Here is a 15,245-nt window from a genome sequence, read left to right as displayed (position 1 = left end):
AAAAGATTCTGGAGGAGAGGGATCGTCCCGATCCCTCAACGCCCCGCCACCCCCCAGCCCTCCGCACCTCCTCAAACATTCTCCCAAACCAGGGGATCAAAACAATCCCCTCCGTCAGACAAGATCCCCCCGATGAAAAAGAAGTGCGCAGGAGTCAGTGACGAGTCACGTTATCAGACTCATGCGAAAACCTCGTGCCACCCCCGTTCTTCTCCTCACCCTGGCTTTGCTAGGCTGCGTCGTTTGGGCGGTTGAGCAGGGCAGGGAAGGCGGGCGTCCCACCCAGTTCGGCGTCAAGGATGGCAGTGTGCCCGAAGATCCGCGCGACACTCGTCGCGGCCAGGAGGAGGGTTACCCCACCTGGCCGGTGAGCAAAGAACTGCCCAACGACACCTTCACCTTTGCCCGCATTCGCTACAATTCGATGAGCCACGGCGGGCGCGGCTGGGGCAGGGGAAATCGCAAATGGTCCACGGACTATCCCGATTCCGACATGAACATGTCCTATCGCCTTCAGCAGCTCACCTCGCTGCAGGTGAATCCGAACGGGGCCATTGTCGACATCGATCCCGAGCAGTTTCGCCACTTCCCCTTCCTCTACATGATCGAGGTTGGCGACATCGACATCACCGATGACGAAGCCAAGACCATGCGCGAGTACATGCTCAACGGCGGCTTCATCATGGTCGACGATTTCTGGGGCACGCGTGAGTGGGACAACTTCGAAGTCGCTCTCAAGCAAATCTTCCCCGACCGCAAAATGGAGGAGATCCCCTTGGAGCACGAAATCTTCCACATGGTCTTCCCCATCAAAGTGAAGCCGCAGATCCCGCACATCCGCTTCGCCGAGTACGTGATCAGTGAAGGCATCACCTATGAGTTCGACAAGCCCGGCTCCGAGCACGTCCACTATCGCGGCTACTTCGATGACAAACGCCGCCTCATGATGGTCATCTGCTGGAACACCGACACCGGCGAAGGCTGGGAGCAGGAAGGCAGCGATCCCTGGTACTTCCGCGAATTTTCTGAGAAGTATGCGTACCCGCTGGGGATTAACATCATCTTCTACGCGCTGACGCATTGAGATAAAGCGCTGTAAATAATTTTGTGTCTGGTCAACCAGGGTGGCTAAAGCGGGACTCCCTCTCCCCGCCCCTGACATGCGACGACAACGAAACTTTTTCTTCGGGGAGAGGGCAGGGGTGAGGGGACGACACGTGCCTTTCGACAGCTTGGGATGCCCCTCACCCTACCTCTCCCCGAAGAACCTCTTGAGTATTGCACCATCAGCGGCGGGGAGAGGGGAGCCGCTTTGTGGCCAAAGCGATGTTATGTGACAAGGAGGCTATACAATAGTTTAAAGCACTCTATTGAAGTTTGCACTTCTAGCTGTCGTCCAAACACAATGAAGCCCGACAAACACAAGGTCGGTCGGGCTTCAAAGAATTGAGGATGCAGAGCGAACTCTGGCGGGCGGTTACGCCGCGCCTTCGAGCTGGGCTTCGCTCTTCTTCTTCTCGCGCTGACGCTGGCTGCTGTCGAGGATGCGCTTGCGCAGGCGGATGCTCTTCGGTGTGCACTCGGCGAGTTCATCGGGGGCGATGTACTCAATGGCGCGCTCCAGGCTGAAGCGGACCGGTGGGGAAAGCGCGATGGCCTTGGTGCCGCCGGCTTCACGGAAGTTCGTCAGGTTCTTGCTGCGCGTCGGGTTCACCGGCAGATCGTCTGCACGTGGGTTTTCACCGATGAGCATGCCGTCATAGACGAGTTCACCCGGGCCGATGAAGAGCTTGCCGCGGATCTGGATCGTATCCAGAGCGTAGCTGGTGGCTTCGCCGCCTTCGGTGCTGACGAGAGTGCCCGTGGAGCGCGTCTGCATCGGTCCGGCATGCGGGGCGTACTCCTTGAAGAGATGGCTGTGAATGCCGTGACCGCTGGAAAGGTTCATCAGTTCAAACTCAAAGCCGATCAGGCCACGAGTCGGCACCACGGCCTGCAGGGTGGTGCGTCCGGCGTGGGCGCTCATGTCCTCCAGCTTGCCTTTGCGCTCGTTGATGCACTTCATGATCGGGCCGAGGTATTCATCCGGCACGTCAAGGAACAGAGTTTCAAACGGCTCGCACAGCACGTCGTTGATGCGCTTCATGATCACCATCGGGCGGGAGACGAGCACTTCGAAGCCTTCACGGCGCATCTGCTCAACAAGCACGGCGATCTGCATCGCACCACGCGCGCTGACATCAAAAATGCCGGCGGTGTCGGTGTCCTTGACGCTGATCGTCACGTTCATCTTTTGCTCGCGGTCCAAGCGGTCGCGGATCTTGCGGGAGGTCACGTGTTCGCCTTCGCGTCCGGCCAGCGGGCCGTCATTCACCGCGAACTGCATGACGATGGTCGGAGGGTCGATGGCAACGAAGGGCAGGGCGGGGGCGTCAGGGGATCCTGCCACGGTCTGGCCGATGTCCACGTCTTCAAAGCCTGAGATGCCCACGATGTCGCCAGCGGTGCCTTCCACGGAGTCACTGGTGGTCAGCGTGGTGTATTGGAAGACCTTGGTCACCTTGACCAGCTTGGCCTTTTCTTCCGGCGTCTTGCCGAGGAGGTAAACGCGATCGCCCAGCTTCACGCTGCCGCGGGTCACTTTGCCGATGGCCACACGGCCCACGAAATTGTCCCAGTCGATGTTTGAGACCAGCATTTCAAAGCTGCCTTCGACTTCCGCCTTCGGCGCCGGGATGTGCTCCACGATCTTGCCCAGCAGGAAGGTCATGTCATGCTGCTCGCCCGTTGGGGAATCCGTCACCCAGCCGGCGCGTGCGCTGCCGTAGAGGAAGGCCGCATTGAACTGCTCTTCCGTGGCGTCCAGCTCAAGGAACAGTTCGAGAACCTTGTCATGAACTTTCTTCGGCTCGATGTTCGGGCGGTCCATCTTGTTGATGAGCACGATGGGCTTGATGCCCTGCTCCAGCGCCTTCTTCAACACGAAACGCGTCTGCGCCTGCGGGCCGTCATAGGCGTCCACCACGAGCATCACGCCGTCCACCATCTTCATCACGCGCTCCACTTCGCCGCCGAAGTCGGCATGGCCGGGAGTATCAACGATGTTGATGATGTGGTCGTTCCAATGAACGGAGGTGTTCTTCGCCTTGATGGTGATGCCCTTTTCCTTTTCGAGATCCATGGAATCCATCGCGCGTTCGGCAATGGCTTGGTTTTCGCGGAAATTGCCACTGGAGCGCAGCAGGCCGTCAACGAGCGTGGTTTTGCCGTGATCGACGTGGGCAATGATGGCGATGTTGCGAATTTTATCAGGGGTCATGGGCAGTTTTGAGGGAAGGGGGGTCGAGAGAATAGCAGCCCCAGAGCCATAGGCAACCACTTCGCTGCACCCGTTTTGTCGCTTTTGAAAGATCGGGGGCGGGTTTGGGGGGCTTTAGGGTCCGGTTTTCGCCCAAAAAATCAAGCTGCGCCGGGATGGCTGCGGCGATTCCGTACGGTCACCGCGCCTGCCCTGAAGAGTATTTTTCGCAGCCCGGGCATTTGAAAAATAGCTTCAGCGGCGGCGTCTTGCCACGAGCAGCGCCAGGCTCAGCCCCAGCAGCAGCGCCCGGGAAGGCTCGGGAGCATTGGCCACCACGATGGAGAGATCCCCCGCGCTGGTGAAGGCGCTGAAGTCCCAGGCAAAGCCGGTGCCGGTGAGGTCTGGCAGGATCAGCCCGGCAGGGGTGTCGCCGTTGCCATACACCAGACCGGTGTAGTTGTAGCGGCTGTCAAACGTCGGCGCAGCTCCCAGTCCGGACCAGTCCAGCAGATGGAAGGTTGCCGTGGCAGTCGGAGTGAAGGCTTCGGCGGTGATGGTGAGGTTCCCGTTGAAATTGACGGTCGTGCTCCCCGTGCCGGTGATCTGCAGCATGTCCGAGACGCCGCCGGGATTGATGCCGAGGACGATCGTGCTGCCCGCCTGGAAGTCGATGCTGCCTGATCCTGCGGTGGGCGTGAAATGCAGTGTGCCGTAGCTGCTTTGCGCCGTGCTGTCTCCCGCTTGAACGGTGGACCCGCTCGCTGCGGTGAAGCTGCTGCCTTGCACATACCCGGTGCCCAGCAGCATGCTGCCTGATTGCACGCTGACCGCACCGGTCCCGGTCTGGCCTGCGCCGTTCGCGCCGACCTGCAGCGCTCCGCCGTTCACCACAGTCGCGCCGGTGTAGGTGTTGGTGCCTGTCAAGGTGGTGGTGCCCGTGCCCACTTTCGTCAGGCCATACTCACCGGAGATGACGGCATTCACCGTCAGGTTCCCGCTGCCACCGATGCTGGAGTCGGATGCCAGTGCCACCGAGGTGACGTTCGCCGTGGCAGTCGCAGTGCCGCCCGTGACAGTGACCGTCGGCGCACTGCTGTAACCGCTGCCGCTGTCCGTGAGATCGACTCCGTTGAGCACGAAGTTTCCATCCACCACCGTGGCTGCCGCGCCTGTGCCGCCGCTGATGCTCACCGTCGGCAGCGAGGTATAACCCGTGCCCCCGTTGATCACATTGAGCCCCACGATGGTGAAATGCGTGCTGTTGCCAGAGCCGGTGGGATCGGTTCCTTGAGACAGCACCGTGCCGCCGGTGAACTTGATCGTGGGCGTGCCGGTAAAACCGCTGCCTGCTGTCAGCAGCGTGATGCTGGTCACCTTGCCGTTGGCGTCGAGGTTGGCCGTGGCCGTGGCCCCGTTGGAAAGCGTGACCGTCGGCGCGGAGCTGTACGTCGTGGTGCCCGACGTGACCGTGTACGAGGCCGTGGTGACGCCCATGTTTGCCGTGACCACCGCACCCGTGCCCCCGCCGCCCGAGACGGTGACCACCGGCGCAAGCACATAGCCGCTGCCGCCTGCGGTGAGGTTCAGGCTGGAAGCGGAAAGCCCCAGCAGCGCCGTGGCTGTGGCGTTTGTTCCCGTCGTCGGTGCATCCAGGCTCACCGTCGCTCCCACGGACCATCCTGTCGTGGTGGCTGAGGGCAGGGTTAACGAAGCAATGCCGCTGCCGATGCTGGCCGCAGTGTCGCTGTTGTTCACCAGCGCCCCGCCGTTGCTCACGCCCGTGCCATTAAGGGTGATCACGCCCTGCACATTGGACTGCCCGTTCAGGTCCAGTGTGGCACCAGCGTTTACCACAGTGCCTGCCGCGCTCGTGGCCAAAGTGGCGCCGTTGTTGCCCAGTGCTGCGGCATTGCCCAGGGCCAGTGTGCCCTGCGCCACGGTGGTCCCGCCTGTGTGGTTGTTCGCTCCACTGAGCACAATGGTTCCTGCGCCATTCTTGATGAAGCCCAGGTTGTTGTTCGCGCCCGTGTTGTTGGTGCCCACACCGCCCAGCGTGCCGCTGTAGGTCTGTGTGCCTGAAGACACGTTGATGTTGAGCAGACTCGTGCTCGTGCTGCTGCCGCCGAGCACCGAGTTATCCGTGCCTGTGCCTGAGGTGTCGAGTCCGGCGATGCTCTGGGAAAAGCCGTTGAGCTGCAGGATGCCGGAGTTGCTGCCGCTGCCCAGCGTCACGCTCGTGCCGGTCGGCAGGCGGTCATTGCCCAGGTTCAGGATCAGCATGCCTGCCTCCACGTTGGTGGCTCCGGAGTAGGTGTTGTTGGCACCGCTCAGGATCAGATTGCCCAGCCCCCCTTTGATCAAAGCTCCCGTGCCGCTGACGCTGCCACTGAGTGTGAGGACGGAGAGGCTGCCTGCCACGCTGGTGCTGCCGCTGCGGTTGCCATTGTCCACCTCAATGAGCGAATCGCTCTGCAGCACGATCTCATTGCCGATGGTGGTCCGGGGATCCAGCAGCGCGGTGCCGACGGTTTGGTCAGACACCCGCAGCGCGCCGTTGCCACCCAGCCCGCGCCCATTGAGCATGATGCGTCCGCCGCTCGCGATGTTGAAGGTGGCGGTGCTATCATCCTCGACGCCCCAGGTCGCGCCGCTGGCCACGGTGACCGAGGCTGCGGAAGTGAGCTGCGAACTGTTGGAGTAGATCGCGGCGTTGTTGATGTAGATGTTCCCCGTGAAGGTGCTGACAGACGAGCCGGTGGTGAATCCGCCTCCGCCCGTCACCGTGAGATTCCCGCTGCCTGAGAGCGCTGCACCAGAGAGCCCCTGCACCGTGGCAAAGCTCAAGGTGCCACCTGCCGGACCGATGTAGATGCTGTGGGCTGCGGCCGTGGGCGTGGAAAACGAAAGGTTGCCGGTGGTCTGCTTCAGGGTGCCGCCATTCAGAGTGATGGCAGTCGTGGCCGCGCCCAGATTTCCATTCGCACTCACCGCCACCGTGGCTCCATTGTTGATGACAAGACTGCCGGTGAAAGTGTTGGTGGCGGTCAGTGTGACCGTGCCAGAACCAGACACCGTCAATCCGCTGCCGCTGATGACCGAGTGGATGGTCAGCGGACCTGAGCTGCTTTGCTGATTGACGATCACTTCGCCCGTGCTGCTGGTCAGTGTGCCTCGTGTGGTCGAGCTGCCGATGCTGGTGGCTCCCGCTGTGCTGGCAATAAGAATGCCGCCGCTTTCCAGTGTCAGCGTGCCGGGCGTGGTGGCATTGAAAGTCAAAGCCCCGCCGCTGGTGAAGCGCAGCGTGTTCGTGGTGGCTCCTCCGCTGGCCAGCGCGGTGCTGCCGCTCAGGCTCGTGGCCAGGCCGCTGCCAAAGGACGTGGTGTAGCTGTCTGCCGCCAGCGCCGTGATGTTTCCCGCGCCGTCATTCACCGCCCAGTCATCGAGCTTGTAGGTGGCATAGCCGCCCAGGATGCCGCTGGCCGTGTTTGCTGTCGTGGTCGTGATGCTGGCCACTCCCGTGCCGGTGTTGACGGTGGAAAAATCCACCGTGGCTCCCGTGTTGCGCGTGATCGCCCCCAGATCGAGCGTGGCGTTTTGATCCGTGCCACTGGTCACATTGATCTGCCCGCTGCCGCCCAGTGGAGTGGTGCTGTTGCCCAGTGTGAGACCAGTCACCGTCTGCGTGGAGGCCGCCGTGCTGCTGCCGCTGAGGCTGAGTGATCCGCCTGTCAGTGTCAGCTCCGCTGTGCTGCTGAGCTTGGCATTGTTGGAAACAGAATGGTCCAGCAGCAGCGTGCCACCGCTGACGGTCGTGCCACCCGTGAAGGTGTTGCCACCGCCCTGCAAAACCACCGTGCCCCCCCCGGTGACGGTGAGCGTATCCGTGGTGCCCGTGGCCGAGACCGCGCGCAGCAGGTTGCCGGAGATCTGCACCGTGCCACCGCTGGCTGAGTAAAGCGTCAGCCCCTTGGCCGCAGCACTGCCGCTGCCCAGCGTGATGCTGCCGCTGTAGGTCACTGTGCCGGAGGTGTTGAGCCCGCCCACCGTGGTGGTGCCGGTGTTGCCGGATTGCAGGATGATGTTGCGACCGATCGTCACTCCCTCGGTGTCCATCAGCAGCCTGGCTGAAACAGCGCCGCTCGTGTTGCCCACCAGGACGAAGGTGGAGGCATTGCCCAATGCACCGGCGCTGCCGCTCGGAGCATTGGCCGAGACGATCAGGGTGCCGCCCAGTACGGAAGTCGTGCCGGTGTAGTTGCTCGCGGAGCCCGAGAGCACCAGTGTCTGCGTGCCTGCGGAGACCGCAAGAGCACCCGATCCCGTCAGTTTCCCGGAGAAGACATAATAACCGGCCAGCGAGGTGGTGATGCTGCCGTTTGATGTCATGGCGATGGTCCCTGCACCGGCGATGGCGCCCATGCCTTCGCCGTTGCCGTTGAAGTCAAACGTTGCTCCGCTTTGGACAGTCAATATCGCGGCACCCCCAAAAAGGTCACCACCCGCGTTGCCGGAAAAGCGCACCGTGCCGGTTCCTCCAATGTTGAGGTGAAAAGGATTGGTCCCGGTCCCCATGGTGGAGGCAAAGTTGCCCACGTTGAAACTGCCCGTCGCACTGTTGTTGTTGATCAAGTTCAGCACGAAGCCACCGCCATTCACGCCGCCAGTGTTGGCGTAGGTGACCGCATCCGCCAGCGTGATCGTGCCGGTGCCGCTGTTGATGAAGGTCTGCTTGGTGCCGTTGTTGTAGGTCTGGTTGCCATTGAAAAGCAGCGTGCCGGAGCCCGAGTTCGTCACCGCCGTCTCGCCGCTCCAGGTCATCGGCGCAGAAATCGTGGCGTTCCCCGCGCCCGTGAGCGCCAGCGTGGGCAGCACCGTGTTGCCATTGAGCGGATTGACCACGTTGAGCGCATTGCCTGCGAGCGTGACCGTGCCTGCGCTGTTGTTAAACAGCAGCCGGTTGAACTGAAACGTCCCGCTCAGGTCATTCGTCGCGGTGTAGCTGGAGCTGCCGCTGAAAGTCAGCGCCGCCGAGTAGCCGCTCACGGGCGTTGTGGCCGGCAGCCAGCTGGCCGCGTTGCTCCAGTTGTCAGCGCCTGTGTTCCAGACAGATGACTGCGCCCTGATCTCAGCGGCGCATAAAACAGCGGCCAAACCTGTGCACCAGAAGAGCCAGGTTTGAAGTTTGCGGCGGTTCGCGGGCGTGGACTTCCAAGCCCGGGTGAGGGGGGATTTTTTCATGGGGGATGATGCCGCGTGCGGTTCCGATCTTGGGGGTCAAGACTCGAAGCCAGCATTGAGGGGGATTTGCGGCGCGCCTACATCGCGATTCCAAGGATGTACTCAAACAACAAGATCGTCACAATGGCCCGCCGCATAAGCGTTTGCGCTTCAACAGTTTCGGCATTCAACCAAAGCCAGGCCGTTGCGACTGTGAACTCATGCATCAGGCAATCGGCGAAACGCATTTCCGAAAAGTTCGCCGGGAGTCTTAGAGTGCTAGTACACCCACGGGAAGTTATCTTAGCCGTTGATCACCCAGGGTCAGGGTCACGAGGGCCAAAATGGGGTCATTTGGCCCTCATGGCCCTTCGCGGGTTCAGGGTCACAGGGTCACGACCTATATATAGGTCGTGACCCTGTGACCCTGAACCCTACCACTCTGATGGGAATTGAAACTCACCACCGGTGCCCCGCTGCCATCACTGATTTCACTTCCCGCTGGGCGTTGCGGGATCGTCATGATCTCTCGGTTTGGAGTTTCGGAAATGTGCGGGGCGCACGCAAAAACCAGTGGCATCAAACATCATTTCATTAACTTCCGTCATGGACACTTCGCTCAAAGACTTCCTCATGAGTCAGCCTCCCGGCTCCGATCTCGACCGGGAACAAATCGAATTCCTGCTGGCGGACGCCTGGCCATCTTTACGCGGTTCGCGCGCAGGTGGCATGCAGGCGCACAAGATCCGGGGACGCACGGAAGGGTTGTGCTGGAACCCGCCGCAGCTGACTTTCGAAATCGAACGCCACGGCGGCACGGTGAATGGCTCCACTCGTGCCGAGATGCAGCAGTGGTGTGTGGACGTTGCGGCTCATGCCGCAGAGATCGTTTCCACCCGCAGACGCCAGCTCCACGCCATGGCCAGCAGAGTGAACGTCAAACAGCCCGCCGCGATCATTGCGGAGGCCATCCTAAAAAATCAGGAGTCCGCCTCGCTCAAAAGATATCCGGATGGCCGCGTGAAGGTCTGGATCAGCGCACTCTTCCCGCACGGAGATGACTTCAAACAGACCGTGTCCGGCCGACGGAAGCGATTCCGCGCCGCGCCGTCACCTCACTTCCCCATGCTCTTCCACACCGCAGGCAGTCTCTCCCTCACCAGCTTCGCGCTGTTCACCGGAATCAGCTCTGCCGTCAGCGGTACGTTCTTCGTGTCTTCAAAGTCCAGGTGGCCCGGGCTGCGCGAGTACTTGTAGTCCTTGTCCAGGCTGCCATCGCCGGAGAGCTGGATGCCCACTTCCTCCACACGCGGCACGGAGAGGTAGAACTGCCCTTGTTCGAGGACGCATTTCTCTCCCGCCTTCAGTCGCAGCTTCGCCTGCGCCAGTTCGCGAAACAACTCACGGGCCGTCGCTTCAGCAGGATTCACAAAGGTGCGCTGCTCGGCGATGAGATCACGAAATGCAGCGTCCTGACGCAGCGCGGTGAATGCCGAGTCGATCTCCTCCTGCGCCAGCGGGTAGTGCGTGCAGCCCAGCACAATGGTTTGCAGCGGCGCGGTGGGCTTCTCTGCCCGATAGGCCTCCGCCAAAGCGCGTGCTTCCTTCATCGCGTAGGCCGACACCGAATCCGGAAACGCCGCATCTCCTTCGATCGCCCCCGCCAGCGTGGCGCTGCCCTGCTGCGCGATCACCGGTACGCTCTGCCCTGCGCGTCCCAGCGTGCTGGCGATGGTGCGCGGATACACCTTGCTCGCGCAGGTGCCGATGGTGGCCAGCACGCCGATGCCCCCGGTGCCCTTGGATTCCAAAACACCGCGCGCTCCCGCCTCCACCACGCCCAACACGATCACCGGCACCTTCCATGCCGCCATGGCCTTGCGGACCTCTTCGAGCCCATAAGCCGTGGCCGTGTTGCAGGCGATGACGATGGCCTTCACCGGCGGCTTGTCATACTTCGGTTCGCCGCCCTTGGCAGGCCACACGCGGCGACCCAGCAGAAAGACCGCATCCTTCACGATCAGCTCGCGCAGGTAGTCCGTGCGGTTCACCGCAGAGTAGTTGCCGTAGGGCATGTTCGCCTGGTCCCCGAAATAGATGAAGCGCTCTTCCGCAAAGTCCGGCACCCCATCCGCCCCCGGCTGCAGCGTGTCATTATGAAAAGCGTCCAGCTTTAGCAGCGCCTCCAGCACCGTGAGTCCGCCGATGCCGGAATCAAACACGCCAATGGGCAGATGGCGCGTGGCCTCGGCATCGTTCCAAGCGCTGGCATCGAAAGTGAAAGCAGCTTTGCCATCGGCATGGGCCCGCGCGTGTTCGACAAGATCTGCGGCGTGAACTGCGACGGCGAGCAGGAGCAACGCGGTGAGGATTTTCATGGGAAAGAGTCGAAGAGGGCGGAAACGTACGCAGCATGCATGCCAATTCATGGCACGTGTAGCCTCAGGTAAACGCAAACAGCAGCCGCCCAAAGAACACGGCGGCCACCATGCCGATGAAGTCAGCGGTGAGCCCGGCCACAAGAGCATGGCGGAAGCGGCGGATGCCCACGCTGCCGAAATACACGGTCAGCACGTAAAAAGTCGTCTCGGTGGAGCCATACAGGATGCCTGCGGTGAATTTCACCATCTCGCTCAAATCTGGCCGTGTGAGGATCTCATTGAGGATGCCCTGCGCGCCGGATCCGCTGAGCGGGCGCATGAGTGCAAGCGAGAGGAGTTCCACCGGGAAGCCGAGCATGTTCAGCAAGGGGGCCAGCAGGTATTCCAGCAGTTGAAACGCCCCCGACTCTCGCAGAATCGCCAGCACTGCCAGCATGGCCACGAGGTAGGGCATGATGCGCACCGCCACCTGAAAGCCCTCCTTCGCACCATCCACAAATTCTTCATACACCTTCACCCCGCGTGCCCAGGCCACGCTCACGGCGAGGATCAGGATGGCCGGAATGGCAAGGCCGGAGGCCCCATCCATCACACGACGCCACACGGGCGGCTCCACCTTCGTCTGCGTCGCTGCAGCGGCTTTCGCCTCCTCCTTTTTCAAGGCCAGCGTCTTCTCCGCCTCGGCTTTGCGCTGGGCAGATTTCGCCAGCACGGTGGAAAGTCCCGTTTGATCCAGCACCGTCTGCCGCCAGGAGGGCGGGCCGAGTTCCAATGCGGAGACGCCGATGAACAGCGTGCCCAGCAGCGTGAGCCAAAACTTCGCCTTGGTGGAGATACCCGCAGGTTTGACGGCCGTGCTCTGGGTTTCAGAAATGAATTCATCCGGCTGCGCCACAAATCCCGGCAGCCGCTGGAAACTCTTTGCCGCGATCACCGCCGCAACCGACGCGCAGGCCGTCGCAAGAATGGTGGGGACGATGACGCGAAAACTGTGGCTGACCCCGGCGGCGTTGAGAAAATTCATCGCCGTCATCGGGATCAGCGTGAAGGCCCCGGTGTTCAGGGCCAGAAAGGTGATCATCGCATTGCTGGCGCTCTGCTTGTGCGGGTTCAGCTCCTGCAGGTGCCCCATGGCCTTCAGCCCCAGCGGCGTCGCGTTGTTGGAGAGGCCCAGCATGTTGGCAGAAAGGTTCATCACCATGGCGCTCATGGCCGGGTGGCCCGTGGGCACATCGGGGAAAAGGCGGCGGAGCAGGGGAGAGAGCAGGCGCACCACGGCCTCCAGCACGCCCGCCTTTTCCAGCAGGCGCAGCACCCCCAGCCAGAACATCATCATGCCCGCCAGCGGCAGGGCGATGCCCATGACGGCCTTTTCAGCGCCTTTCATCGCGGCGTCGATGACACTGGCGTCTCCAGAAACGCGGCCGACCAGGCCGGCGACGAGAAGTCCGATGAAAAGTAGGGTGGCCCAGATGTAGTTCAGCATGTCGTAGTGGAAAATGTGACAACGTAGTAGCCAGATGCGGCAGCAATGCGTAAACGTTTCTGCGCCAGCCTCAAGTGGCAACTCCCATACATTTGTTCATGCCTTGTCCTATCCAGCTCGCCAGCAAGCTCAGCGGCCTCAGCCAGCATGTGATCCGCATCTGGGAGAGGCGCTACAGCGCCCTGAGCCCCAGCCGTACCGACACGAACCGCCGCATGTACTGCGACGAAGCTGTGAAACGGCTGAAACTGCTGAAAATTCTCACGGAAAATGGCCACCGCATCGGCGGTGTGGCACGGCTCTCCACGGCGGAGCTGGAGGAGCTGGCCCAGGGCACCGTGCCCGTTGCACAGCCCGTATCTGCCCTCCCCGCAGATCCCACCGCGCCTGTTCCCGCAGAAGATTTCACGCCGCAGAGTCCGCCGATGGAGCCCGCGCAGTACGTTGACGACGCCATCGCCGCTTCCAAGCGCTACGATTGCGAGGGCCTGCGCCAGGTGCTTTTGCAGGCGCGCATGCAGCTTGGCCAGCGTGGCATGCTGCATCAGGTCATCTGCCCGTTGATCATCCAGGTGGGCAACAGCTGGCAGCTCGGGGCGCTGCGCCCGAGCCACGAACACATCGCCACGGCGATCATCCGCGAGCTGCTTCTCACCCCCGTGCCCGGCAGTCAGACGCCTCTGAATGCGCCGGAGCTCGTGGTGGCCACCCCTGCGGGGGAAGTGCACGAACTGGGAGCTTTGATCGTCGCCGCCTCCGCGCGGGATCTGGGCTGGTACGTGACCTACCTCGGCCCCAACTTGCCCGTGGAAGAGATCGCCGCATGCGCCATCGCCCGGCATGCCACGGCGGTGGCTCTGAGCGTGGTGTATCCTGAAGGCTGCTCCGTCATCGTGGAAAAACTGCGCCGCATGCGCGAACTGCTGCCCTCTGCCATGCGCCTTATCGTAGGCGGTCGTGCCGCTGAAAGCTACCGTGCGGTGCTGCCTGACATCGCTGTTCAATGGGTCAGCTGCCTGCACGGCTTGGACGAAGCTTTATGCAAGAATCAGGCGTGAGCCAAGTTGCATGAGGGCTGACTTTCTCTAGTTTCCTTTTCTCATGCTTTTATACCGCACCTCCACCGGCAATTTCATTCAGACCTCAAGTGCCTGGCACGCCGTTCCTGAAAAGAACTGGGATGCGCTGCTGGAAATCGTGGGCCTCTCCGCTTATCTCTCACAGATTGCCTCGACAACACCTGTGGTGGAAGCCCCCGCATCGGAAACCATCCTGGCTCCCATCGTCTCTCAGGAAGTGTGGGCCGCAGGGGTCACCTACTTCCGCAGCCGCACCGCGCGGATGGAAGAAAGCAAAGACGCAGGCGGCGGCAGTTTTTATGACCGCGTGTATGCGGCTGAGCGCCCGGAGATCTTCTTCAAAGCCACCCCCCAGCGCGTCGCCCATCCGGGGCAGGCCATGCATCTGCGCAGCGACTCCAAATGGATGGTGCCCGAGCCCGAGCTCACCCTCTGCATCAACAGCCGTGGCGACATCATCGGCTACACCGTGGGCAATGACCTTTCCTGCCGTGACATCGAAGGCGAAAACCCGCTCTACCTGCCGCAGGCCAAGTGCTTCAAACTCTGCGCCGCTCTCGGCCCCGCCATCCTGATTCAAAACGAACCACCCGCGCCCACGACCCGCATTCATTTGCAGATCGATCGCGCTGGCGTGGCTGCCTTCGAAGGTGAAACCACCGTCTCCCAGCTCAAGCGCACCCCCGTCGAGCTCGCAGGCTTCCTCTTCCGCGACAACACCTTTCCCACCGGCACCTTCCTCATGACCGGCACCGGCATCGTTCCCGGAGATGAATTCACCCTGCAAAGCGGCGACCTCATCAGCATCACCATCGACGGCATCGGCACCTTGGTGAATCCGATGGCCTAAGGTCACACTCATGGAATGGCGGCAGTGCGTCGCCATTCCCTTCATGGGGTTCGAATTTGAATATTTGATTTAAGGCCGCGTCTGAGGTCATGCGCTGCCATGAAACCTCACGCCCTTCTCCTGATCTTCGTCGCTGCATGGCTGGCGAGTTGTGCGGCTGACCCCACTCTGGCCGTCAGCAACACCTTGGGCAGGCATGATCTACGGGGCAAAACTCTCGCCGTGGGTGGTTTGACGGCTCAGGAGGTGATGGTGTATCCGGGGCGGACGGAAGAAGGCCTCATTCTGCAAGAGGCAGAGAAAGCGCTGCAGCACAGGCTGCGGCGTTCACGGGTGCTCACCATGGAGGCCGCGCGTGGTGCGGTCGGGTTTCCGCCGTCCAAGTTCAGCGCGGGTGTGCCCATCGTTCTGGGCAGCAAGCTCAGTCCGGGCTTCATCCGCAAAGCGCATGCGGAGGGCCTGCACTACCTGCTGTGGATCGATCTGCGCGACAATTCGGTGGATCACTCCAGCAGGAAGTACAAGGATACCCGAACCGTCTATTCATCATGTTCCTGCGGTAAGATCGGCGACAAAACCTGCCGCACGGGCTCTTGCTGCAGCGGCTGCTCCAGCTCCTGTCGGAGTAGCACCACGGTGACCGTGTATTCCGCGAGTGAATTCGCCACACGCAGCATCGCGGCCAGTTACACATTGCTGGACACGGCCTCAGGCAAGACGGTCTGGCAGGCCGAATCCCTGCGGTCCGATTCGAATGTGAACACCGCCACTTCCGAGTCCGGCTTGCCCATGCCGCCGAGTGTGCCGCTGCCGCCCACGGAATCGCAGATCATGAAACGGATGACCACCTGTGCTATTGCTCGGCTGCCGAAGTGACGGGGGAGCAAAACCGGAGGCATGAATTTGTATTGCCGTGCTACGTAAATCAGGC

The 15,245-nt window shown here is 61.8% G+C and carries 8 protein-coding genes; 4 read left to right on the top strand and 4 right to left on the bottom strand.

What is annotated here, in order from left to right; translation table 11 throughout:
• Nucleotides 1-181: 181 nt before the first annotated feature.
• Complete coding sequence (locus tag AC24GY_RS25930) at nt 182-1,084, top strand: DUF4159 domain-containing protein (protein ID WP_487688997.1); 903 nt, start codon at nt 182-184, stop codon at nt 1,082-1,084.
• A 393-nt stretch (nt 1,085-1,477) separates the two neighbouring features.
• On the opposite strand, the gene typA is transcribed toward AC24GY_RS25930, so the two are convergent.
• The 4 genes from typA to AC24GY_RS25910 all read right to left on the bottom strand — a co-directional run bounded on the left by typA (nt 1,478) and on the right by AC24GY_RS25910 (nt 12,385).
• Entirely contained in the window at nt 1,478-3,319 is a 1,842-nt protein-coding gene (gene typA / locus AC24GY_RS25925) for a translational GTPase TypA (RefSeq protein WP_422316255.1), read from the bottom strand.
• Between the two features lie 234 nt (nt 3,320-3,553).
• Complete coding sequence (locus tag AC24GY_RS25920) at nt 3,554-8,539, bottom strand: beta strand repeat-containing protein (RefSeq protein WP_487688995.1); 4,986 nt, start codon at nt 8,537-8,539, stop codon at nt 3,554-3,556.
• A gap of 1,094 nt (nt 8,540-9,633) precedes the next feature.
• Nucleotides 9,634-10,896, bottom strand: a complete 1,263-nt coding sequence (locus AC24GY_RS25915) for a glutamate racemase (RefSeq protein WP_487688993.1) — start codon at nt 10,894-10,896, stop codon at nt 9,634-9,636.
• A gap of 64 nt (nt 10,897-10,960) precedes the next feature.
• Complete coding sequence (locus tag AC24GY_RS25910) at nt 10,961-12,385, bottom strand: nucleoside recognition domain-containing protein (protein WP_422321605.1); 1,425 nt, start codon at nt 12,383-12,385, stop codon at nt 10,961-10,963.
• A 98-nt stretch (nt 12,386-12,483) separates the two neighbouring features.
• Here AC24GY_RS25910 and AC24GY_RS25905 point away from each other — a divergent pair, with 98 nt between their 5' ends.
• The 3 genes from AC24GY_RS25905 to AC24GY_RS25895 all read left to right on the top strand — a co-directional run bounded on the left by AC24GY_RS25905 (nt 12,484) and on the right by AC24GY_RS25895 (nt 15,190).
• Complete coding sequence (locus AC24GY_RS25905; RefSeq protein WP_487688990.1) at nt 12,484-13,443, top strand: MerR family transcriptional regulator; 960 nt, start codon at nt 12,484-12,486, stop codon at nt 13,441-13,443.
• Nucleotides 13,444-13,486: 43 nt separating this feature from the next.
• Entirely contained in the window at nt 13,487-14,314 is an 828-nt protein-coding gene (locus tag AC24GY_RS25900; protein ID WP_487688987.1) for a fumarylacetoacetate hydrolase family protein, read from the top strand.
• Between the two features lie 99 nt (nt 14,315-14,413).
• Nucleotides 14,414-15,190 carry a hypothetical protein gene (locus tag AC24GY_RS25895; protein ID WP_487688985.1) on the top strand — a complete coding sequence of 259 codons (777 nt, stop codon included), beginning with the start codon at nt 14,414-14,416 and terminating at the stop codon, nt 15,188-15,190.
• The last annotated feature ends 55 nt before the right edge of the window (nt 15,191-15,245 follow it).

The sequence above is a fragment of the Prosthecobacter sp. Pr1 genome (genome assembly GCF_057652315.1).
This window is presented reverse-complemented; position numbering and strand designations above follow the sequence as displayed.